26 protein-coding genes and 1 tRNA gene are annotated in these 21,503 nt (G+C 63.7%); 14 read left to right on the forward strand and 13 right to left on the reverse strand.

Annotated elements, in window-relative coordinates; all coding sequences use genetic code 11:
- Positions 1 to 32 precede the first annotated feature (32 nt).
- The 8 genes from ACQ4MM_RS01695 to ACQ4MM_RS01730 all read left to right on the forward strand — a co-directional run bounded on the left by ACQ4MM_RS01695 (position 33) and on the right by ACQ4MM_RS01730 (position 5,354).
- Positions 33 to 1,283 (forward strand): DUF3472 domain-containing protein, encoded by a 1,251-nt coding sequence (locus tag ACQ4MM_RS01695; RefSeq protein ID WP_431475731.1) that lies wholly within the window; start codon positions 33 to 35, stop codon positions 1,281 to 1,283.
- A 120-nt stretch (positions 1,284 to 1,403) separates the two neighbouring features.
- Positions 1,404 to 1,670, forward strand: a complete 267-nt coding sequence (locus ACQ4MM_RS01700) for a BufA1 family periplasmic bufferin-type metallophore (protein WP_431475732.1) — start codon at positions 1,404 to 1,406, stop codon at positions 1,668 to 1,670.
- Complete coding sequence (locus ACQ4MM_RS01705) at positions 1,670 to 2,431, forward strand: alpha/beta fold hydrolase (protein WP_431475733.1); 762 nt, start codon at positions 1,670 to 1,672, stop codon at positions 2,429 to 2,431. The genes ACQ4MM_RS01700 and ACQ4MM_RS01705 overlap by 1 nt, the downstream gene beginning before the upstream one ends.
- A gap of 28 nt (positions 2,432 to 2,459) precedes the next feature.
- Positions 2,460 to 2,729, forward strand: a complete 270-nt coding sequence (gene bufA2, locus ACQ4MM_RS01710) for a BufA2 family periplasmic bufferin-type metallophore (protein WP_431475734.1) — start codon at positions 2,460 to 2,462, stop codon at positions 2,727 to 2,729.
- 19 nt (positions 2,730 to 2,748) lie between these two features.
- Positions 2,749 to 3,567 (forward strand): MNIO family bufferin maturase, encoded by an 819-nt coding sequence (gene bufB / locus ACQ4MM_RS01715; RefSeq protein ID WP_431475735.1) that lies wholly within the window; start codon positions 2,749 to 2,751, stop codon positions 3,565 to 3,567.
- Complete coding sequence (locus ACQ4MM_RS01720; RefSeq protein ID WP_431475736.1) at positions 3,564 to 4,301, forward strand: HvfC/BufC family peptide modification chaperone; 738 nt, start codon at positions 3,564 to 3,566, stop codon at positions 4,299 to 4,301. The genes bufB and ACQ4MM_RS01720 overlap by 4 nt, the downstream gene beginning before the upstream one ends.
- Positions 4,294 to 4,860, forward strand: a complete 567-nt coding sequence (locus tag ACQ4MM_RS01725) for a hypothetical protein (RefSeq protein WP_431475737.1) — start codon at positions 4,294 to 4,296, stop codon at positions 4,858 to 4,860. Before ACQ4MM_RS01720 ends, ACQ4MM_RS01725 begins: the two co-directional genes overlap by 8 nt.
- 23 nt (positions 4,861 to 4,883) lie before the next feature.
- Entirely contained in the window at positions 4,884 to 5,354 is a 471-nt protein-coding gene (locus ACQ4MM_RS01730; protein WP_431475738.1) for a DoxX family protein, read from the forward strand.
- 104 nt (positions 5,355 to 5,458) lie between these two features.
- On the opposite strand, the gene ACQ4MM_RS01735 is transcribed toward ACQ4MM_RS01730, so the two are convergent.
- The 6 genes from ACQ4MM_RS01735 to petA form a co-directional block, all read right to left on the reverse strand.
- Positions 5,459 to 5,534 (reverse strand) — tRNA-Thr (locus ACQ4MM_RS01735).
- A gap of 26 nt (positions 5,535 to 5,560) precedes the next feature.
- Complete coding sequence (locus ACQ4MM_RS01740) at positions 5,561 to 6,046, reverse strand: ClpXP protease specificity-enhancing factor (RefSeq protein ID WP_431475739.1); 486 nt, start codon at positions 6,044 to 6,046, stop codon at positions 5,561 to 5,563.
- A 60-nt stretch (positions 6,047 to 6,106) separates the two neighbouring features.
- Positions 6,107 to 6,718, reverse strand: coding sequence for a glutathione S-transferase N-terminal domain-containing protein (locus ACQ4MM_RS01745; protein ID WP_090436157.1), 612 nt, complete (start codon positions 6,716 to 6,718; stop codon positions 6,107 to 6,109).
- A gap of 112 nt (positions 6,719 to 6,830) precedes the next feature.
- Positions 6,831 to 7,595: a cytochrome c1 gene (locus tag ACQ4MM_RS01750; protein ID WP_431475740.1), complete on the reverse strand. Its 765-nt coding sequence runs from the start codon at positions 7,593 to 7,595 to the stop codon at positions 6,831 to 6,833.
- A 35-nt stretch (positions 7,596 to 7,630) separates the two neighbouring features.
- Entirely contained in the window at positions 7,631 to 9,064 is a 1,434-nt protein-coding gene (locus tag ACQ4MM_RS01755; RefSeq protein ID WP_431475741.1) for a cytochrome b, read from the reverse strand.
- 3 nt (positions 9,065 to 9,067) lie between these two features.
- Positions 9,068 to 9,676 carry a ubiquinol-cytochrome c reductase iron-sulfur subunit gene (gene petA / locus ACQ4MM_RS01760; RefSeq protein WP_431475742.1) on the reverse strand — a complete coding sequence of 203 codons (609 nt, stop codon included), beginning with the start codon at positions 9,674 to 9,676 and terminating at the stop codon, positions 9,068 to 9,070.
- Positions 9,677 to 9,876: 200 nt separating this feature from the next.
- Between petA and mscL the strand changes: the two genes are divergently transcribed.
- From mscL to ACQ4MM_RS01780, 4 genes are read left to right on the forward strand one after another with little or no spacing between them, the layout of a single operon-like run.
- Positions 9,877 to 10,302: a large conductance mechanosensitive channel protein MscL gene (gene mscL / locus ACQ4MM_RS01765; RefSeq protein WP_431475743.1), complete on the forward strand. Its 426-nt coding sequence runs from the start codon at positions 9,877 to 9,879 to the stop codon at positions 10,300 to 10,302.
- A gap of 31 nt (positions 10,303 to 10,333) precedes the next feature.
- Complete coding sequence (locus ACQ4MM_RS01770; RefSeq protein WP_431475744.1) at positions 10,334 to 11,467, forward strand: trypsin-like peptidase domain-containing protein; 1,134 nt, start codon at positions 10,334 to 10,336, stop codon at positions 11,465 to 11,467.
- A 1-nt stretch (position 11,468) separates the two neighbouring features.
- Positions 11,469 to 12,161, forward strand: a complete 693-nt coding sequence (locus ACQ4MM_RS01775) for a DUF2461 domain-containing protein (RefSeq protein ID WP_431475745.1) — start codon at positions 11,469 to 11,471, stop codon at positions 12,159 to 12,161.
- Positions 12,158 to 13,234 (forward strand): tartrate dehydrogenase, encoded by a 1,077-nt coding sequence (locus tag ACQ4MM_RS01780; protein WP_431475746.1) that lies wholly within the window; start codon positions 12,158 to 12,160, stop codon positions 13,232 to 13,234. The genes ACQ4MM_RS01775 and ACQ4MM_RS01780 overlap by 4 nt, the downstream gene beginning before the upstream one ends.
- On the opposite strand, the gene ACQ4MM_RS01785 is transcribed toward ACQ4MM_RS01780, so the two are convergent.
- On the reverse strand, positions 13,231 to 13,989 hold the full coding sequence (locus ACQ4MM_RS01785) for a LytR/AlgR family response regulator transcription factor (RefSeq protein WP_431475747.1): 759 nt from the start codon (positions 13,987 to 13,989) through the stop codon (positions 13,231 to 13,233). The genes ACQ4MM_RS01780 and ACQ4MM_RS01785 overlap by 4 nt on opposite strands.
- Positions 13,986 to 15,002: a sensor histidine kinase gene (locus tag ACQ4MM_RS01790; RefSeq protein WP_431475748.1), complete on the reverse strand. Its 1,017-nt coding sequence runs from the start codon at positions 15,000 to 15,002 to the stop codon at positions 13,986 to 13,988. Before ACQ4MM_RS01790 ends, ACQ4MM_RS01785 begins: the two co-directional genes overlap by 4 nt.
- Positions 15,003 to 15,213: 211 nt before the next feature.
- On the opposite strand from ACQ4MM_RS01790, the gene ACQ4MM_RS01795 reads away from it, so the two are divergent.
- Both ACQ4MM_RS01795 and ACQ4MM_RS01800 read left to right on the forward strand, forming a co-directional pair.
- Entirely contained in the window at positions 15,214 to 15,411 is a 198-nt protein-coding gene (locus ACQ4MM_RS01795; RefSeq protein WP_431475749.1) for a hypothetical protein, read from the forward strand.
- 33 nt (positions 15,412 to 15,444) lie between these two features.
- Complete coding sequence (locus ACQ4MM_RS01800; RefSeq protein ID WP_431475750.1) at positions 15,445 to 16,206, forward strand: GIN domain-containing protein; 762 nt, start codon at positions 15,445 to 15,447, stop codon at positions 16,204 to 16,206.
- Positions 16,207 to 16,238: 32 nt separating this feature from the next.
- Here ACQ4MM_RS01800 and ACQ4MM_RS01805 read toward each other — a convergent pair whose 3' ends face one another.
- Genes ACQ4MM_RS01805 through ACQ4MM_RS01825 form a run of 5 tightly spaced genes read right to left on the reverse strand, consistent with a single transcriptional unit; the run spans position 16,239 to position 21,486 of the window.
- Positions 16,239 to 17,030 carry a LytR C-terminal domain-containing protein gene (locus tag ACQ4MM_RS01805; RefSeq protein ID WP_431475751.1) on the reverse strand — a complete coding sequence of 264 codons (792 nt, stop codon included), beginning with the start codon at positions 17,028 to 17,030 and terminating at the stop codon, positions 16,239 to 16,241.
- A gap of 9 nt (positions 17,031 to 17,039) precedes the next feature.
- Positions 17,040 to 17,975: a type II secretion system F family protein gene (locus ACQ4MM_RS01810; RefSeq protein WP_431475752.1), complete on the reverse strand. Its 936-nt coding sequence runs from the start codon at positions 17,973 to 17,975 to the stop codon at positions 17,040 to 17,042.
- Positions 17,972 to 18,949 carry a type II secretion system F family protein gene (locus ACQ4MM_RS01815; RefSeq protein WP_431475753.1) on the reverse strand — a complete coding sequence of 326 codons (978 nt, stop codon included), beginning with the start codon at positions 18,947 to 18,949 and terminating at the stop codon, positions 17,972 to 17,974. Before ACQ4MM_RS01815 ends, ACQ4MM_RS01810 begins: the two co-directional genes overlap by 4 nt.
- A 10-nt stretch (positions 18,950 to 18,959) precedes the next feature.
- Complete coding sequence (locus tag ACQ4MM_RS01820; protein WP_431475754.1) at positions 18,960 to 20,303, reverse strand: CpaF family protein; 1,344 nt, start codon at positions 20,301 to 20,303, stop codon at positions 18,960 to 18,962.
- Position 20,304: 1 nt separating this feature from the next.
- Entirely contained in the window at positions 20,305 to 21,486 is a 1,182-nt protein-coding gene (locus ACQ4MM_RS01825) for an AAA family ATPase (protein ID WP_431475755.1), read from the reverse strand.
- Between the last annotated feature and the right edge of the window lie 17 nt (positions 21,487 to 21,503).

Genomic DNA, 21,503 nt, shown 5'->3' on the forward strand with positions numbered 1-21,503 from the left:
TCGCATTGCAAACAATTTGAAAGGATATGGAGATGAAACGAAGAATTTCGCTATTAATCCTTGCGTTTTCCGCTGTAACAGCCTTCGCAGGCCAGTCGGCCGCAAGCGGCGACGCCGTGGTCGCACTGGCCGGCAACGGCTTTGTCACCCGCACCGATGCCGGCTCGACGGAAGTCATCAACAACAACGGCTTGACCAATTGGACCAGCGCCAATGCGGTCACCAGCGTCTGGTTTCACATGTCGGCCGCAGGCAATGCCACGCTGTCTTTGGAGGCAAGCCTGAGCGGCAGCAAATCCAGCAAGATCCGCGTCACCGCCAACGGCACGCCATTTGACGTTACGCTCGCCAAAGGCAGAACCAAGACTTACGCCATCGGCACCATCAACGTGCCCGCCGCCGGTTATGTACGGGTTGACCTGCAGGGCATCAGCAAGTCCGGCACCTACTTCGGCCAGGTATCGGCGCTGCGCGTCAACACTACCACGCCGCTCCACTACGCCAACGACGCCGCCAACTATTACTGGTCGCGCCGCGGCCCATCGGTCCACATGGGTTATACGGTGCCGGCCAACACCGAGTACTTCTACAACGAGCTGACCGTGCCGCTTGGCGAAGACAAGATCGGCTCCTACTTCATGGCGAACGGCTTCAACGGCGGCTACTTCGGCATCCAGGTCAACGGGCCGACCGAACGCCGCGTGCTGTTCTCGGTGTGGGACGCCGACAGCGGCGCCAAGACCACCTTGGTACGCAAAGGCCCCAATGTGGTCGACAACACCTTTGGCGGCGAAGGCACAGGCGGCCAGTCCTACCTGCTGTACAACTGGGTGGCTGGCAATACCTATCGCTTCATCACCCGCACCTTGCCGGATGGCGCTGGCGGCACCGACTTCTCAGCCTGGTTCTATGCACCGGAGGCCAACACCTGGCGCTTGATCGCCACCTGGAAGCGTCCTGCCACCACCACTTACCATGCCGGCGTGTATTCCTTCCTGGAGAACTTCATCGACAGCAACGGCTACCTTGGCCGCAGCGTACAGTTCAACAACCAATGGGCACGCAGCACCAGCGGCAGCTGGACCGAGCTGCTAACGGCGCGCTTCACCGGCGACGCTACCGCTGCCGATGCCCAGCGCATGGACTACGCGGGCGGCTTGCAAAACGGCAGGTTCTACCTGCGCAATGGCGGCTTCTTCAGCCCGAATGTGCCGATCAACCAGAACTTCACCCGTCCAGCCACCGGACAGGCGCCAACGGTCGACGTCAGCACCCTGCCGTAGACATTTTTGTATCCCAGTGTATCTGGCCCCGTGCCAGATACACTTCCCATGAGCTCTCGACAAAAGCGATACACACTGCCCCCGTAATCTGGTCACACCTTAACCAAGGAGACCAAGATTATGAAAACCACTTACGCAGGACTGGCAGCCACCCTGGCGATTGCACTTTGCACCTCCTCCGCACACGCCGCAGAACCCAAGAAGGAAATGGAGAAGTGCTATGGCGTGGCGAAAGCCGGCCATAACGACTGCGCCGCGGGCCCGGGCACTTCATGTGCCGCCACCGCCAAAGTCGACTACCAGGGCGACGCCTGGGTACTGGTCGAAAAAGGTACCTGCACCACCATCAAAACCCCTAAGGGCTACGGCTCGCTGAAGGCGAAGTGATGAAGCGCGCAATTGCATCGGCGATCGCGCTGGCCGCCAGCCTTGCGGGCGCGGCACACGCCGCAGCACCTGCCGCCCAGCCAACCGCCAGGAACATCGTGATTGTGCCGGGCGCCTTCATTGACGCCTCCAGCTGGCGCGTGGTGCACGACACGCTGCGATTGAAGGGCTTCAACGTCACCGTCGCCCAACTGCCCCACACCTCGCTTGATGACGACATTGCCATCGCCCGCAAGGCGATCTTCCAGCAGTTCGGCAGCGTCATCGTGGTCGGCAATGGCATCGGCGGCGCGGTGATCTCGAACGTCGCCACCGGCGACAAGGTGAAAGCACTGGTGTATGTGGCGGCGCTGATGCCCGAAGTCGGCGAGACCTCGCAGCAGCTGCTGTCGTCGATGCCCGGCGCCGGCGAAGGTGTGAAGCCGGACCGCGCGGGTTTCCAGTTCTACGACGCTGCACGTTTCCACGCCGACCTGGCCGCCGACCTGACGCCGAACCGCGTCGGCTTCATGGCGGCCTCGCAGGTCCCGGTCAGCAATGTGCTGATGGGAACACCAAGCTGGTTCGCCACATGGCACCAGAAACCCAGCTTCGGCATCGTCGCCACGCAAGACCGCCTGGTGAACCCGGAGCTGCAGCGCTGGATGTACAAGCGCGCCGGCGCCAAGGTCACTGAAATTGCAGCAAGCCATGCAGTTCAAATTTCGCAGCCGGAAGCGGTCGCGAAAGTCATCGAAGACGCTGCCCTCAGCGTCCTGTAAGTCCCACCTCAACCAAAGGAGATACACCATGAGCATCGCTACCAAAACCCGCGCTGGCCTGGCCAGCGCCGCCGCCCTGATCGCACTGGCTTCCCTGTCGGCACCGTCCTTCGCCGCGGAAAAAGTGAAGGAAGAACCGGGCCGCTGCTACGGCATCAACACCTGCAAGGGCACCAGCCTGTGCGCCACCGCCAAGAACGACTGCAAGGGTCTGAACCAATGCAAAGGCCAGGGCGTGCTGGTGAAGACCCCGACCGAGTGCAAAGCACTGGGCGGCTCCCTGACCGAAGCCAAGTAAAACCCGACGGAGGCACACCATGCACGCCAATCGCTTTGGCCTCGGCCTGCGCCGCGAACACTACCGCGATTTCCTCGAAGGCGACGTTGACGTGGATTTCGTCGAAGTGATCTCGGAGAACTTCATGGTCGCCGGCGGCCAGCCGCGCGACATCCTGCGCCGCGTGAGGGAAAAGCATCCCGTGGTGCTGCATGGTGTGTCGATGTCGCTCGGTTCGGCCGACGGCTTGCGGCCGGACTACCTGGCCCGCCTGTGCGACCTGGTGCAGGAGATCGAGCCAATGTTCGTCTCCGACCACCTGAGCTGGTCGCGCATCGGCCACTTCAATTCGCACGACCTGCTGCCACTGCCTTACACGCAGGAGGCGCTCAACATCATCTGCAACAACATCGACCAGGCGCAGGAAGCGCTGGGTCGCACCATGCTGGTCGAAAACCCTTCAAGCTACCTGGCATACGCCGAATCCACCATGACGGAGTGGGAGTTTATTGCCGCCATGGCCAAGCGAACCGGCTGCGGCCTGCTGCTGGACGTGAACAATGTCTTCGTCAGCGCCAGCAACCACGGTTTCGATCCGCTCGATTTCCTGCGCGGCGTACCGATGAACCGCGTTTGCCAGATCCACCTCGCCGGCCATAGCCAGGGCGACGGCCTGCTGATCGATACGCACGACAGCGCCGTCAACGATGCTGTTTGGTCGCTGTACCAGCAGACGATTGCGCGTTGCGGCCCCGTCGCCACCATGATCGAACGCGATGGCGATATCCCGCCGCTGGCCGACCTGCTGGCAGAACTGGATGTCGCCCGCCACATCGCCGCGCACAAGGAGGCAGCATGAACCTCGCCGACCTCCAGGGCGACTTCCAGGCCATGCTGGCTGAGTCCACGCCGGTTGCAGGCGTGCCAGCGGGGCCCGGCCGCGCCGTCTACCAGAACAACTACCGCGCGCAGCTTGTCGGCTGCCTTGAAGAAAGCTATCCGCAACTGCGCGCCTTCATCGGCGAAGAAGCCTTCCTGCACGCCGCCGCCGCGCACATCAAGCGCCGCCCGCCCCATGCCTGGACGCTGGACGCCTACGCCGACGATTTCTGCGACACGCTGCAAGCGCTCTTTCCAGACAACCCGGACTTGCACGAGCTAGCCTGGATCGAGCACGCGCTGGATCAAGCGTTCATCGCCCGCGATGCTGCGCCAGTTGCCGCCGACGCACTGGCCGCAGTCGACTGGGATCACGTCCGCCTGCAACTGACGCCGACGCTGCGCCTGCGCACCGCCACAACCAATTCCGCCGAGGTGTGGTTCTCCCTGCGCGACGGCGGCTCGCCCGAGAGCGAAATGCTGCCGGCTTCGGGCGGCCTCGTGGTCTGGCGGCGCGGCTTCGTCTCCTGCCTGCGCGCGCTCGACGCTATCGAGCACGTCGCGCTGACGCATCTTCAGCGCGACGGCAGCTTTGTCGGCCTGTGTGCCTTGCTGGTGGAGCGCCTTGGCGAAGAACAGGGCATTGCCAGTGCCGGCGCCATGCTGGCCGACTGGCTTGGTAGCGAACTTATTACCGGAGCTGAAAATGAATGAAACCCGCCGCCTGTTCCTGCTTTCCGCCATCGCCGGACTGGCAGGCAGCGCAAGCCTTGCCTTCGCGCCGGCGCTCGCAGGCGCGGCGCTGCCATTCCACAGTGCCACCGAGGTCCTGCGCGCCTTCGCAGCCGCACAGCCGGCCCTCAGCTATCACGCCGCCGGACCCGACGACGGCCGTCCCATCGTGCTCGCCCGCAATCCCGGCGACAGGATCGAAAGCTACACCGAAACGGCATCGCTGCTGGCAGCGCAAGGCTACCGAGTGCTGCTGCCAACCCTGCGCGAAGCAAATGCCGCAGCGCTCGGCCATGACCTGCTCGGCTTCATCGACAGCCTGCACATTCCGGAAGCAGTCTTCATAGGCTCCGGCCAAGGCGCCCAGGCAGCGCGCGCCGCGGCAAGCCAGCGCCGTACCCGCATCATCGGCCTCGTCCTGGCAGACGGCGCCCCGGCGCCAACGACTGTCCCCACCATCGGCCTCGCTGCCGGCGCCACACCGCAGCAGATGGCCGATGCCGCCGCTACGCTCGCGCGCCAAGGCAAATGGCGCACCTGACACCTGACAAAACGGAGACCACCATGAACACCAACTTCGCCCAATCGCCTGCCGCCGCAAGCGCGATCCCAAACCGCATCACGGCACTCCACGCCCTTGCCGCGCGCCTGCTGCCCGCATCGGTCCAGCTGCTGGCCGCACGGCTCGGCATCGCCGCCATCTTCTTCCTCTCCGGCCGCACCAAGGTCGAAGGCTGGTTCACGTTGAAGGATTCAACGGTCGACCTGTTCCGCTATGAATACATGCTGCCCCTGGTCCCGCCCGAAGTCGCTGCCCCGCTGGCAACCTTCGCCGAACACGCCCTGCCGCTACTGCTGGTCGCCGGCCTGTTCACCCGCTTCGCCGCCCTCGGCCTGCTCGCCATGACCGCCGTCATCGAAATCTTCGTCTATCCCCAAGCCTGGCCCACCCACTTGAGCTGGGCAGCCCTGCTGCTACCCCTGGTAGCCCAGGGCCCCGGCAGGTACTCGTTGGATTATCTGTGGAAGCGATGACTGCCATGACACTGGAAGACGCCAGGGTCTTGCTGGCCCAGTGGTGCGGCGACCAGCCTCTAAAAGAAAAAGCCCAGCCGGTGAAGGCTGGGCTTTTGGGATGCTGGTGCCGGCTGCAGGACTCGAACCCGCCACCTGATGATTACAAATCAACTGCTCTACCTGATGAGCTAAGCCGGCTGTAAAACTTTCGCCGCGATTATACGCTATTTAATGCGCGTGAGGGTTGGACGGCCACCTTTCTTTGGTGGTTCGCCGCCATCGTCCGGTCCATTGTCGTCATCGTTGCGTGGCGCCGGGGCGTTTGGCACGGAAGACAGGGTCGGGACTGGCGCAATTTCTTCGACCGGCGCAGGCGTTTTCGCTACGGTCGCCTGGCCCAGCAGCGGCTCAAACGCCATGCCCTGGCCGTTTTCGTTGGCGTAAATCGCCATCACGTTATTGACTGGCACGTAGATTTCGCGCGAAACGCCGCCAAAGCGGGCGTGGAAGTGGATCGCATCGTTATCCATCTTCAGGCCGGAAGTGGCGCCGAAGCTGATATTCAGGACGATCTCGCCCTTCCGCACGTATTCCATCGGAACCTGGGTTGCTGCGTCGACCTTGACCGCCAGGTAGGGGGTATAGCCGCAATCGGTGCACCATTCGTAGATGGCGCGCAGCATGTAGGGCTTGGTGGAGATTTCTGACATGTTCAAACTATATGGTGCGGCGCGCGCATTGCAAGCAAAGGCGCGCCGCCGGGGCCGCTATTAACGGCGCATTACTTTCTCGGACGGAGTCAGCGCTTCGATGTAGGCAGGGCGCGAGAAGATACGCTCGGCGTACTTCATCAGCGGCGCTGCGGTCTTCGACAGCTCGATACCGTAGTGGTCCAGACGCCACAGCAGCGGTGCCACGGCCACGTCCAGCATGGAGAACTCGTCGCCCAGCATGTACTTGTTCTTCAGGAACAGCGGAGCCAGGGTGGTCAGGCGGTCGCGGATTTCTGCGCGGGCCTTGTCGTGGCTCTTGTCGTTCGTCTTGTTGCGCTCGCTTTCCAGCGTGTGCACGTGAACGAACAGCTCTTTCTCGAAGTTGAACAGCATCAGGCGGGCACGGGCGCGCATCAGCGGGTCGGCCGGCATCAGTTGCGGATGCGGGAAGCGCTCATCGATGTACTCATTGATGATATTCGATTCGTACAGAATCAGTTCGCGCTCGACCAGGATGGGTACCTGGCCGTACGGGTTCATGGTCGAAATGTCTTCCGGCTTGTTGAACAGGTCAACGTCGCGCACTTCAAAGTCCATGCCTTTTTCAAACAGGACCAGGCGGCAGCGCTGGGAGAATGGGCAGGTAGTGCCCGAATAGAGAACCATCATTTTCCTAGTTCCTTAGAAACAAAGGGGGCGAGACCGCGAACGGTTCACCCCAGTTGGGCCGCCCGCACCTGGCAGGCGGCGCAAACACGCGCCGGATCACCGGCGCAAGCGATTATTTGACTTCTTTCCAGTACGACGCGTTGAGGCGCCATGCCAGGGTAGCGAAGATCGTCATGAAGATCAGGACCCATACGCCCAGTTGCTTGCGCTTCTGTGCGGCTGGCTCAGCCATCCACTCCATGTAGCCAACGATGTCGGCCACGGCAGTGTCGTATTCCAGCTTGCTCATGCTGCCCTTCGTGACTGGCTCGAAGCCGACGAACTTGTGCACCTTCTTGCCATGCTCGTGTGGGTCAGCCACTTCTTCAAACTTGGCGGCCTGCACGCCCTGCAGCTCCCACAGCACGTGTGGCATGGCCGCATTCGGCAACACCATGTTGTTGAAGCCGGTCGGGCGGGTGTCGTCCTTGTAGAAGGTGCGCAGGTAGGTGTACAGGTAGTCGCTGCCGCTGTTCGACGGCGTAGCCTTGGCACGAGCGATCACGGACAGGTCAGGCGGCACGGTGCCGAACCAGGCCTTGGCGTCCTTGGCCGGCATGGCCGTGGTCATCATCTCGCCCACTTTTTCGCCGGTGAACAGCAGGTTGTTCTTGATCTGCTCTTCGCTCAAGCCCAGGTCGCGCAGGCGGTTGTAACGCATGGACGACGCATTGTGGCAGTTCAGGCAGTAGTTCACGAACAGCTTGGCGCCGTTTTGCAGGGCAGCCATATTGTGCGAGCGGTCCGGGGCCTTCTCCAGTGGGAAGCCGCCTTCGTTGGCGAAGGCCAGCACTGGTACCAGGGCCAGGAGGGCCAGCAGTTTCTTCGAAAAGATCATTTATTAGTCCTTTGCTTAGCGTTCTGGTCGTCCGATTAGTGCGCGTGGAACACAACGCGGTCCGGCACCTTCTTGAACGTACCCATCGCGCTCCACCATGGCATCAGCAGGAAGAAGCTGAAGTAGTACAGGGTCGCAATCTGAGCGATGATCGTGCCGACTGGGCTCGGTGGCTGGGTGCCCAGGTAGCCCAGGGCTACGAAGGCGATGCCCAGGCCAGCGTAAACATACTTGTGCCAGTCAGGACGGTAACGAATCGATTTCACCGGCGAGTGGTCGAGCCATGGCAGGAAGGCCAGGATCACCACGGAACCGCCGAAGAACACCACGCCCCAGAATTTCGCATCCAGTGCGCCTGGCAGCATGCCGACGATCATCAGCAGCGCGATCACACTGACAGCGACCTTGACCATGCTCGGCAGCTTGGACTTCATCCACAGGAAGGCGGTGTAGGCAGCGATGCCCACCATCAGCACCCACAGGAAGTCCGAAGTAGTGGCGCGCAGCACCGAGTAGAAGGCGGTGAAGTACCAGGTCGGCGCAATGTGCGGCGGGGTCTTCATCGAATCGCCCGGCAGGAAGTTGTTGTACTCCAGGAAGTAGCCGCCCATTTCAGGCGCGAAGAACACCACAGCCGAGAAGATGGTCAGGAAGATCGATACGCCGAACAGGTCGTGCACGGTGTAGTACGGGTGCGAAGGAATCGAATCGACCGGGTGGCCGTCCGGGCCCAGGTTTTCTTTCACTTCGATGCCGTCCGGGTTGGACGAGCCGACTTCGTGCAGCGCGATCAGGTGGGCAGCCACCAGGCCCAGCAGGACCAGCGGGATGGCGATCACGTGGAAGGCGAAGAAGCGGTTCAGGGTCGCGTCGGACACCACGTAGTCGCCGCGGATCCACAGCGACAGGTCAGGGCCGATCAGGGGGATGGCACCGAACAGGTTGACGATCACCTGGGCGCCCCAGTACGACATCTGGCCCCATGGCAGCAGGTAGCCGAAGAATGCTTCGGCCATCAGGCACAGGAAGATGGCGAAACCGAACAGCCAGATCAGTTCACGTGGTTTGCGGTAGGAACCGTACATCAGGCCGCGGGTCATGTGCAGGTACACGATGATGAAGAAGGCCGAGGCGCCGGTCGAGTGCATATAACGCACCAGCCAGCCCCATGGCACTTCGCGCATGATGTATTCAACCGATGCGAAGGCTACAGGCACGCCACTGGCAGTCATCGTAGCGTCCGGCTTGTAGTGCATGGTCAGGAAGATACCGGTGACGATCTGCAGCACCAGGACCAGCATGGCCAGGGAGCCGAAGATGTACCAGAAATTGAAGTTTTTCGGAGCGTAGTACTTGCCCCATTGGTCGTTCCACAGCTTGGTGGCAGGGAAGCGGTCGTCGACCCAGCCCATCAGCTTCTTGGCGGCGGGTGCGTCGGCAGGGAATTTGGTTTCCTTGAATGCGGCCATGGATTATGCCTCGCCTTTCTCGTCTTTACCGATGATCAGCTTGCTGTCGCCCAGATACATATGGCGTGGCACTTGCAGGTTGTCCGGAGCAGGCTTGTTCTTGAATACGCGGCCGGCCAGGTCGAAGGTCGAACCGTGGCATGGGCACAGGAAGCCGCCGCCCCAGTTGTCAGGCAGCGATGGCTGTGCGCCAGGGGTCAGCTTGTCCGATGGGGAGCAGCCCAGGTGGGAGCAGATGCCCACGGCCACCAGGATTTCCGGCTTGATCGAGCGATGTTGGTTGCGGGCGTATTCCGGGGTCAGGTCGTCGGGGGTACGCTCAGATTTCGGATCGGCCAGATCGGCTTCGTCTTTCGCCAGCGATGCCACCATTTCCGGGGTACGCTTCAGGATCCAGACCGGCTTGCCGCGCCACTCCACGATTTTCTTCTCGCCAGGCTGCAGCGTTGAGATGTCTACTTCCACCGGTGCACCAGCTGCCTTCGCACGCTCGGACGGCTGGAACGTGCTTACCAGGGCGCCAGTTGCACCCAAACCGACCACACCACCTGCCGCACACGTTGCGACGAGGAGACCGCGACGGCTCGAATCGACCTGCTTCTCGTTACTCATACAAACCCCAATCAGTCAAAAATCCAAAATCTTTATTGTTAACAAAGCTTCTAGCAACCTTAAATTATAAAGGAGTGAAGTTGCGATTTAAAGCAAAACCTTGCAATTAGCTAATCCATCCCAATGTTGCGCCCCTTGCGCGTTCGATAAATTTGCAGCAAAGTTGATACAAATCCATAAATTTTTGGGGAGAATATGCTATGGGAATGATGCAAGACTTCAAAGAATTCGCCATGAAGGGCAATGTCATCGACCTGGCGGTCGGTGTCATCATCGGCGCGGCCTTCGGCAAAATCGTCGATTCCCTGGTGACCGACGTCATCATGCCGCCGATCGGCATGCTGCTGGGCGGCCTCGATTTCGCCAACTATTACATTCCTCTCAACGGGCAGGCGCACAACCTGGCCCTGGCCGAGGCGAAGAAACTGGGCGCGGTGATCGCCTATGGCAATTTCTTCACCATCCTGCTGAATTTCGTCATCCTGGCCTTCGTGATCTTCCAGATGGTACGCCTGGTGGCCAAACTGCGCCGCGAGGAAGCCCCGGCAGCCGCCGCGGCGGAACCTGTACCACCTTCAGAAGATATCGTGCTGCTGCGCGAAATTCGCGATTCTTTGCGAAAATAGGAGTTATCTCCCATTTTGTAGCAATACCGCCATGCGAAGACTCTGGTTATTGTTTGCACAAACGGTGACCATCGCATTGGCACTGTTCTTTGTATACACCGCCGTACAGCGGCCGGCCGTGCCCACCAAGCCGGTGCCGGCCGCCGCTCACACGGCAGTGCTGGCCGACGCCAGTGCCACGCCTTCCCCCGGGTCGTACCGCGCGGCGGCCGGCCGCGCCATGCCGGCCGTCGTCAATATCCTGACCACCAAGGCGGTGCGCAAGCGCCACCCGCTGTCGCGCGATCCTTTTTTCAAGCGCTTCTTCGGCGACCGTGACGAAGATGATGACCAGAACAGCCTGGGTTCCGGCGTCATCGTCAGCCCGCAGGGCTATATCCTGACCAATTACCACGTGGTGGAAGCGGCCGACGAGATCCAGGTGGTGCTGCCGGACGGCCGCAAAGCCGCTGCCAGGATGGTCGGCACCGACCCGGAAACCGACTTGGCGGTGGTCCGCATCGAACTGGACAAGCTGCCAGTGGTCGCCCTGGGCCAGGTCGAACAGGCCAAGGTGGGCGACGTGGTACTGGCCATCGGCAACCCGTTTGGCGTCGGCCAGACCGTCACCATGGGCATCATCTCCGCCCTGGGCCGCAATAACCTGCACATCAACCATTTCGAAAACTTCATCCAGACCGATGCCGCCATCAACTTCGGCAACTCGGGCGGCGCCCTGATCGACACCCAGGGCAATTTGCTGGGCATTAATTCGGCGATTTACTCCCAGACCGGCGGCTCGGTCGGCATCGGCTTTGCGATCCCGGTCAGCACCGCGCGCAATGTGCTGGACGCCATTATTAAAGATGGCCACGTGGTACGCGGCTGGATCGGCGTCGAATCGCAGGAAATCACGCCGGAGCTGGCGCACAGCTTCGGCCTGGACCGCGATTCGGGCGCCATCATCGCCGGCGTGGTGCGCAACGGCCCGGCCGACAAGGCCGGCATCAAGCCGGGCGACATCCTGCTGTCGGTGGACGGCAAGCCGGTCAAGGACACCAATGAAATGCTGAACCTGATCGCCCAGCTCTCGCCCGGCGGCCAGTCGACCATGCGCATCCTGCGCAAGAGCCGCGAAAGCGACCTCCTACTCACCGTGGGCAAACGCCCCCCAGCCAAAAAATAATATGCACCTGCGCGACCTTACCCGCTTCCTGACGGAACTGTCCGACAACAATAACCGTCCCTGGTTTGTGATGAACAAGCCGCGCTACGACATCCTGCGCGAGGAATTCCTGGAGCTGGTGACCCAGGTGATCGCGGAGCTGGGCAAGTTCGACGCCCAGGTCAAGTTCTGCAACCCGAAGAAGGCCATGTTCCGCATCAACCGCGACGTGCGCTTTGCCCACGACAAGAGCCCATACAAGACCCACTTCTCGGCCGCCATCGCGCCCAACGATATGCGCCGCCCGAGCATGGCGGGCGGCCCGACCTGGTATTTCCAGATCAGCCCCGACGGCGTGCTGGGCATCGGCGCCGGCGAGTACATTCCGCCGCCGCACCGCCTGAAGGCGCTGCGCAACCATATGGTCAACGACGCCGCAGGCTTCAAGAAAGCATTGGCCAACAAGGCACTCAAGGCGCGCTACGGTTCGATCACCGAAGAACACAAGCTGCAGCGCCCGCCGAAAGGCTTCGACCCCGAGCATGAGCATATTGAATTCATCAAGCTGAAAAGCTTCTTTGTCTACCAGGAAGTGAAGCTGCCGCTGAACAAGCCGGACGAGCTGCTGGGCATGATCGCGGGCGCCTTCAAGGACGCCTGGCCACTGGTGCAGTGGATGCGCGCCGCCCCGGTCGAGGAACAGGAGGCAGCGTGAGCAGCCATCGCATTGCAGTCATCGCCGGCGACGGCATCGGCAAGGAAGTGATGCCGGAAGGCTTGCGCACCCTGCAGGCCGCCGCAGCGCGTTACGGCCTGCCGCTGGAATTCACGACTTTCGAATGGGCCAACTGCGACTATTACATGCAGCACGGCCAGATGATGCCGGCCGACTGGTTCGACCAGTTGAAAAGCTTCGACGCGATCTACTTCGGCGCGGTCGGCTGGCCGGATGCGGTGCCCGACCACATCTCCCTGTGGGGCTCCCTGATCAAGTTCCGCCGCGAATTCGACCAGTACGTGAACCTGCGCCCGGTGCGCCTGATGCCGGGCGTGCCTTGTCCGCTGGCAGGAAAAAAACCCGGCGATATCGATTTCTACGTGGTGCGTGAAAACACCGAGGGCGAATATTCCGCCGTCGGCGGACGCCTGTTCGAAAATACCGAACGCGAAGTGGTGCTGCAGGAAGCCGTGTTCACCCGCAAGGGCGTCGACCGCATCCTGCAGTTCGCCTTCGACCTGGCGCAGTCGCGCCCGAAGAAGCACCTGACCTCCGCCACCAAATCGAACGGCATCGCGATCAGCATGCCGTACTGGGACGAGCGCGTGAAAGCCATGTCGGCCAACTACCCGGACGTGCGCTGGGACCAGTACCACGTCGACATCCTGGCGGCGCGCTTCGTGCTGAGCCCCGAGCGATTCGACGTGGTGGTGGCGTCCAACCTGTTCGGCGACATCCTGAGCGACCTTGGGCCGGCCTGCGCCGGCACCATCGGCATTGCGCCGTCGGCCAACCTGAATCCGGAACGCACCCTGCCCTCGCTGTTCGAGCCGGTACACGGGTCGGCGCCGGATATCTACGGCAAGAACATCGCCAACCCGGTCGCCATGATCTGGTCCGGCGCCATGATGCTGGACTTCCTCGGCAACGGCGATGCCCGCTACACGCAGGCGCACGACACCATCATGCGCGCGATCGAAACCGTGCTGGTACAAGGGCCGCGCACGCCGGACATGGGCGGCACGGCCTCCACCACCGAAATGGGCCAGGCCATCGCCGCCCTGGTTTAAGCGCCCAGCAGGGCCTTCACCGCCGGCAGGTGGCGTTCGCTGACCGGGACCCGGTCGCCGCAGCGCAGGACCAGTTGGCTGCCGCCCTCGGCGTCGCGCTCCAGCGACGCCACTTCGCTCGCCCGCACCAGCGCACGCCGGTGCACGCGCAGGAAGCTGGCCGGGTCCAGGTGCTGCTCCAGCCGCGCCAGCGGCACGCGGTGCAGCACGCGCCGCTGCGCCAGTCGTAGCTCGACGTAGTTGCCCGCCGCCTCGATCCACAGCACTTCGGATACCTGCACGCATTCGATGCGGCCCACCGAGCGCACGTTCAGCTGCTGCATATACTCCTGCCCCGCCGGCTCCGCGAAGGCGCGCATGGCGCGGGCATAGGCGGCACGCTGGCGTTGCTCCAGCATGGCGGCAGCCCGCTCCAGGGCTTGCGCCAGGCGCTGGTCGTCGAAGGGCTTGAGCAGGTAATCCAGGGCATGTACTTCAAAGGCTTCGATTGCGTGCTCGTTATAAGCGGTGGCGAAAATCACCAGCGGCGGCTCGTCGCGCCGCGCCAGCTCGCGCGCCAGCGCCAGGCCGGTTTCCTGCGGCATCTGGATATCGAGAAAAACGACGTCCACCTCCTGCCCGGCCAGGGCGGCGCGCGCCGCGGCGGCACTGGCGCATTCCCCGACCAGTTGCCAACCCTCATGCGGCGCAAGCCCGTAACGCAGGTTGATGCGGCCGGGTTCCTCGTCGTCGACGATCAGGGCGCGGATCTTCATGCGGCGAAATACATCGGCATGGTGATTTCGGCGACAAAGCGGCCGCCGCCACGCGCGGTGCGCAATCCGGCGCCGCTGCCACAGGCGATGCGCAGGCGCGCTTCGATATTGCGCAAGCCCATGCCCAGGCCCGGATTGGGCGGCACCTCGTGCACGGAATTGCTGATATGGATATGCAGCATGCCGCCCTGCTCCGCAAAACGCAGCATGATGTCGCTGTCGCCGTCGTGGCAATCGAGGTCATGGCGCAGCGCATTCTCGACCAGGGGCTGCAACAGCAAGGGCGGGCAGTCGGCGGCCAGCACCGCACCGCTGTCGCCTTCGATCGACACCTGCAGCCTGTCCCCGTAGCGCATCGACTGCAGCGACAGGTAATCGCGCACGAACTGCAGCTCTTCCGCCAGCGTGACCCAATCGCGCGCGCCGGCCGCCTGGGCGTAGCGCAGCAAACCGCTGAGGCGGCTGATCGCGCTCAGGGTAGCGCCCTTGTCGTCCATGCGCACCAGTGCGCTGACCGCATTCAGGGCATTGAACAGGAAGTGCGGTTCCAGCTGCCCGCGCAGTGCGGCCAGGCGCTGCTGCTCCAGCTCCAGGCGCAAGGTCAGGTTGTCGGTTTCGCGCGCGCGCTGGATTTGCCAGATGCGGATGCCGGCTACCGTCACGAAGGTAAAGGTGGTCCAGGTCAGCTCGAGAAAGACGGCGAACCAGCTGCGGTCCTGCTGCAGCGAGACGAAGGCGCATTCCAGCGGCAGGAACAGCAGCAGCACCAGAAGATAGGTACGGGCGATGCCGCGCGGGCTGGCCAGCGACTGCGGCCAGCGCTCCAGGGCGAGGTACAGCACGGCGCTGAACAGCACCATCAAGGCGTGCGCACCGCCCCATTCGCCCAGCAGCTCCCAATAGGAGGGATTGGCGCCGCGCTGCAATAGCGAGCCGTAGGAGGAGGCGGCCCCGGTCAGGCAGATGACGCTCCATGCCAGCACGCTGACACCGAGGATACGTAGAAAGTGCAAGGTTCTCATGGCTGGACAGTATACCGGCCCTTTCCATAGGAGCCGACGGCCCCCGTCACACCGTCATCCGCCTTCGTCACACCGGCTTTCCTGCATTTCAGGTCGCCATTTCTGCATTTCGTCGCACACCGGTAGTGCTGGACACCGCACATATCTATAGTTCAATCAACGAAACGCGAAATGAACTTAACCCAACCGAATGGAGAGCAAAATGAACATCGCCAAAAACATGGAATACATCTTCCTCGCAGCAGTTGCCGTCATCAGCGCAACCGGCTTCGCCACTGCCGCTACCCCGCTGAAACACAGCGCACCGGCAGCCGTAGTCGCCAAGGCGCAAGCCAAGGCAATGCCAGTGGTGACCGTTACCGCCAAGCGCCTGACCGCTGCCGAAAAAGCCGCACTGTAATTCGAACGCATCGCACCTTCACGGAGCCTCAACATGAAAAAGTTCTTCACCGCCACGCTGATGACCGCAATGATGTTCACCGCAGGCGGCGCCGCCCGCGCCGACGAGATCATCACCGAAGCGCGCACTGTTGACGGCCGCCCTGTGAAAGTAGTGCTGGATGGCGTGGTAGACCTGAAGCTGAAGCAAGGCGCACCGGCATTGGTGCTGTCCGGCGACAAGCGCTACCTGCAAAAGATTACGGTGACGCAGAACGGCGACACCATCCGCATCGGTACCGAGAATATGCGCGGCATCCACATCGGCCCGCGCAACCTGAAAGCGGAACTGACGCTGCCGCAGCTGCGCGAGCTGGTTTCCGCCGGCGTGGGCTCGGCTGAAGTGAAGGGATTCGACGGCGATGAAGTTCGCCTCTCCCTGGAAGGCGCCGGTGCCGTGAGCATGGCGTCGCGCTTCAAGAAAGTCGATGCGCGCCTGACCGGTGTCGGCAGCATGACCGTCAGCGACACCCAGGCCGACGTGGTCGACCTGAACCTGAAAGGCGCCGGCCAGATTGCGATTTCCGGCCAGAGCAAGCATCTGAACGCCAAGCTGGGCGGCATCGGCAGCCTCGATGCGAAGCAACTGCAAAGCGAAAGCGTGGACGCTGACATGACCGGCCTTGGCAGCGCCACCTTCAACGCCAAGACTTCCGCCAACCTGCGCCTCTCCGGCATGGGTTCGGCAACGGTGTACGGCAATCCGGCCAACCGCCAGTCCACCGCACGCGGCCTGGGCAGCGTGTCCTGGAACTGAAGCCAAGATTTCCCAACCAACTGTGTGTTGTTTCACGGTGCTTGCCGCCCGCTAACCCCGGGCGGCTTTTTTATTCCCGCGTCCCTGCCCAGCACGATGCGCAGCTGCGGCTCGCCGCTGCCGCGGACTTCGACCCGCGTCTCCGCCACATTGAAGGGGATGGTGTTGGTCAGGCGCACGACCTGCATCCCTTCCGCCCGCAAACGCTGCGCCACCGCGGCGGCCATGCCGCGGATGCCGTTGCCGTTACTGACTTCCAGCCGCGTTGGCGCTGCTGCCATGCCAGCCGCACGCGGCACGCGCACCGCCGGCTCGAGCCGCGCCACTTCGACCAGGCCTGCGCCGAGCTGGCGCACCTCGACGCGTGCCATGCCAGCCGGCCACAGGCTGCCGGCAGCTTCACTGGCCTTGTCGTCGGGCACCCCGCTTTCCTGCCGTTCCCGCAATAGGCGCGCATGGCGCATCGCCTCCAGGGCACGGCCGCTGTCGCCGCTCGCCTCCATCAGCGCAGCCAGGCGCTCCCAGGCAACCGGGCTAGAGGGCGCCAGCAGGCAGGCGCGCTCCAGCGCTGCCCGCGCCTGCTCCAGATGCCCGCCCAGGTAGTACGCGTAGCCAAGCTCGCCCAGCAGCGCCGCGCCAGGGGTGTGCCGCGCGCGCTGTTCCAGCAGCGCAATGGCTTCGTCATAGCGTCCGTCCCCGGCCAGCACTGCCGGCGCTGGCGCAGCGGCCGGCGCGGCCGACAACATGACGGGCGCCGGCGGCAGTAGCGGCATGCTGCACGCAGCCATCATCGCCAACCCGGCAGCAAGAATCGTCTTACGCATGGCAAGCTCCTAACGCGCGCTGTGCGCAACAGGATGGAATACGGCTTTCATCTGTATTGATGCAGGTCCCAGCAGCACGATCAACAGCGTCGGAAAAATGCAGAAGATCAGGGGGAACAGAAGCTTGAGCGCCACCTTGGCCGCCGCCTCCTGAGCCACCACGGCGCGCTTGCGGCGCAGGTTGTCCGCGTGCACACGCAATGAGTCACCCATGCTGGTGCCGAAGCGCTCCGCCTGCACCAACATCGCCACCAGCGCGTCCACATCCTCCACGCCGCTGCGCAAGGCCAGGTTGCGCAGCGCGCGTTCCTTGGAAAAGCCGGAGCGCATTTCCATCAGCACGAGCTGCAACTCCTGTGCCAACACCAGGCTTTTGATGTGGATCTCGCCGGCGACTTTGGCCAGGGCGCGTTCCATGCTCAGACCCGCCTCGACGCAGATGGTCAGCAAGTCCAGCGCGTCGGGCAGGCTTTCGAAGATATCGCGTTGCCGCATTTCAGCGCGACGCGCCAATACCCCGTTCGGCAGGTAATAACCGATCGCCGCACTGGCAAACAGCACCAGCAGCAAATGGCCGTAGCGTCCCGCCAGCGACGCCGCCAGCGCCGGCAAGCCAAGTGCCAGCAGGGTCTTGGCAGCAAAGTACAGCTTTGGCGCGCCAGCATGGCGCCAGCCGGCATTCATGAAGCGCGTGCGCAGTGCCGACTGCTCCCAGCCGTCTTCCGGCAGCGAAAGGCGGCTGAAGGGCTCCGCCACCCGCGACACTTTTTCAATCCATTCGCCCTGGCCGGGTGCCGGCGCCGCTGCGGAAGAAGCGGTGAAAGTTCTCAGGCGCTCGCGCAACGGCACGCTGGACAGTGCCAGCATTGCCCACAGCGCCAGCCCAGCCACCACGGCAAACACCAGCAGCAGGAACAGGATGGTACGGATGTCGGCGCCGCTCATACCCGCACCTTGATCACCTGGCGCATCCACAGCATCCCGGCCACCATGGCGCAGGCACCGTACCACAGCATGCGTTGCCCATTGGGGTCCTGCCACAAGACCGCGCTGTATTTCGGGTTGGTCACCTGCATCGCCGCCATCAGGCCAAGCGGCATCAAGGTCAGGATCCAGGCCGACATGCGGCCCTCAGCCGACATCACCCGCACTTGCGCCAGCAGCTGCAGGCGCGCGCGCGTCATGCGCGACACATTGTCCAGTAACTCCGCCAGGTTACCGCCCGATTCGCGCTGGATCAGCACCGCGATCACCAGGTAGCGCAGGTCGGTCAGCGGGACGCGCGCCGCCAGGTTGTGCAGGGCGTCCTGCATGGTGACGCCGAAATTGACTTCCTCGTAGGCGGCGCGGAACTCGCCGCCCAGCGGGTCGGCCACTTCATCGCCCGCCATCTGCATCACATTGGCGAAGGAGTGGCCGGCACGCAGCCCGCGTGCCAGGAAATCGGCCACTTCCGGCAACTGCGACTCGATGCGGCGCACACGGGCGGCTCGCGCGCGCAGCAGCAGCAAGGCCGGTGCCGCCAATGACAGGGCGCCCGCAATGAGCGATGGCAGCGGCGGGAAGTGCAGCACGGCCGGCAGCAGCAAGCCCGCCAGCGCGGCGCCCGCCTGCACTTGCAGGAAGCGCGCCACCTGCCAGCCCAAGCCGGACTGCAGCAGCAGCCGGTCCAGCGCGCCGAGGTGCGGGATGCGCCGCAGCAGTGCGTCCAGCGCCGCCGCCCTGGCGTATCGGCGCTCCTTGAGGATGCTGATGCCGCCGCCAGCACTGTCGGTGCGGCCCGACATCAGCCGCAGGCGCCGTGCGATGCGCTGCGCGCTGTTGCCATGGGTGCTGCTCCACCACAGCCACACCGCCTCGCACAGGCAGATCACGGCAGCGAACAGCAGCACGGAAAAACCGGTCCAGGCGAAATCCATGGCCGCCTCCCTATTCGTACACCCGGCCGGGATCGAAGGCGCTGTCCGGCACCGGCACCCCGAACATGCGCAAGCGTTCGGCAAAGCGCGGGCGCACGCCGGTGGCGTAGTAATGGCCCTGCACCTTGCCCTGCGCATCCACCCCGGTCTGCTCGAAATGGAAGATCTCGTGCATGGCCACGGTGTCGCCCTCCATGCCGGTGACCTCCTGCAGGCTGACCAGCTTGCGCGTGCCGTCGGTCAGGCGCGACAGCTGCATCACCACCGTGATGGCGGAGCAGATCTGCTGGCGCGCGGTGCGCGGCGCCAGGTTGGCGCCCGCCATGCCGACCATGCTCTCCAGCCGCGACAAGGCGTCGCGCGGCGAGTTGGCATGGATGGTGGCGAAGGAACCCTCATGGCCGGTGTTCATCGCCTGCAGCATGTCGATCGCCTCGGCTCCGCGCACTTCGCCCAGGATGATGCGGTCGGGCCGCATGCGCAGCGCATTGCGCACCAGCGCGCGCTGCGTCACTTCGCCCTTGCCCTCCACGTTCGGCAGGCGCGTTTCCAGGCGCACGATGTGCGGCTGGCGCAGTTGCAGCTCGGCCGCGTCTTCGATGGTGACGATGCGCTCGGTGGCCGGAATGAAGCCGGACAGCACATTGAGCAGCGTGGTCTTGCCGCTGCCGGTGCCGCCCGAAATCAGCACGTTCAGGCGCGCCTGCCCCAGCGCCTTCAGCACTTCCGACATGGGCGGCGTCAGGCTCTTGAATTCCAGCAGCTTTTCCATCGACAGCGGCTGCGCCGAGAAGCGGCGGATCGACAGGATCGGACCATCCACCGCCAACGGCGGGATGATGGCGTTGACGCGCGAACCATCCGGCAAGCGCGCATCGACCATCGGGCTCGATTCATCGACGCGCCGGCCCACGCGCGAGACGATCTTCTCGATGATCTTCATCAGGTGCATGTTGTCGTGGAAGCTGATGCCGGTCAGCTCCAGCCGGCCGGTGCGCTCGACGTACACCTGGGCGTGGGTGTTGACCAGGATATCGGACACGCCGGGATCGGCCAGCAAAGGTTCCAGCGGCCCGAAGCCCAGCATCTCGTTCTGGATGTCCAGCACCAGCTTATGGCGCTCGCCCTGGTTCAGCACGATGCGTTCCTCGTCGACGATGCGCGCCACCAGCAGCGCCAGTTCGTGCTTGAACTGTTCCGGCGTCAGGCGTTTCAGCCGTTCCAGGTCGATGCGTTCCAGGATCATCTGGTGCATGGACTTTTTCAGCTCCTGGTAGGCGCCGTCGGCCATGGCCGGGGCACTCGGCGCCTGCTGTCCATCGTCGCCCAGGGCCAGGCGTTCTCGCAAGCTCATGTCAATCTCCCATCGAAGTTTCGGCGCGGCCAAACAGCCGGTCGAACAAGCCTTTGCTTTCGGGCAGGCGGCGCTCGGTCACCGCCTCCACCAGTTCGGCCAGGCTGCGCGCCACCGGGCTGCTGCGCGCAAGCTGCAGCAATGGAATGCCCTGGTTGACCGAATCGGTGGCGGACAGGTAATCGTTGGGCACCGTGTGCAGCACGTCGGCGCCCAGCGCCTGTTCCAGGTCGGCCAGGCGCAGCTTGCCGCCTTTCTCGTAGCGGTTGACGATCAGGCGAGTACGCTCCTGCGGGTAGCCCAGCGAGCGGAAGATGTCGAGCAGGCGGCGCCCGTCGCGGATATCGGGCAGCGCCAGCTGCAGCACCGGATAGATGGCGTCGGCCTGGTCCAGCGCCCGCAACGACAGCGCATCGATCTGGCGCCCCACGTCCAGCAGCACATAGTCGTAATGCTGGCGCGCCACGCGCAAGATGGCGTCGATGTGGTCCGGCTTCATTTGCGTGGCCAGCGCCGGGTCGTCGGCCGCTGCCAGCAAGCCGTAGCCGGGCGCCACATGCACCAGGCAGGATTCGAGGAAGGCCGGGTCGAGGCGGCCGATCTGGCTGCAGATATCGGACAGGGTCATGGCCGGCTTCTGGTCGGACACGTAGAGCGTGGCATCACCGAACTGGCCGTGCAGGTCGAGCAGCAGCACCTTGCGCCCGGCCAGGGCCGCCAGCGCATAGCCGAAGTTGGTAGCCAGGAAGGTGGCCCCGCTGCCGCCCTTGCAGGAGATGAACGCCAGCGCCTTGCCCTCGCGCACCGCCGTCACGCCGCGTTCGATCTCGACGCGGTCCAGCGCTTCGTGCAGGGCGCGGTGCACCAGCGGCAGGTGCAGCACTTCCCGCATGCCGACACGCATGGCGCGGATCAACAGCTCGTGCTGCGGTGCGCGCGTCAGCAGGATGAACGAGGCGTCGGGGTAATGCCGTGCCAGCGGTTCCAGCAGCTCGGCCTGGACCGGCGCCACTTCGCTGGCATCGAACAGCACCAGCTCCGGCGGCTGCGGCAGCAAGCGCTCCACCGCATCGCGCAGGTCGCGCCGGGTGGCCGCCAGCATCAGCGCCGGCAGGCGCGCCGAACCCTGTGCCGCCAGCTCCGCCTGCAACCGCTCGTCATTGCTGATCAACAGCGCTTTCATGGGACCTCCTTTGCTTG

Origin of the sequence: Massilia eburnea, from assembly GCF_050709955.1 — a bacterium.
GTDB classification, from domain to species: domain Bacteria; phylum Pseudomonadota; class Gammaproteobacteria; order Burkholderiales; family Burkholderiaceae_D; genus Rugamonas; species Rugamonas eburnea_A.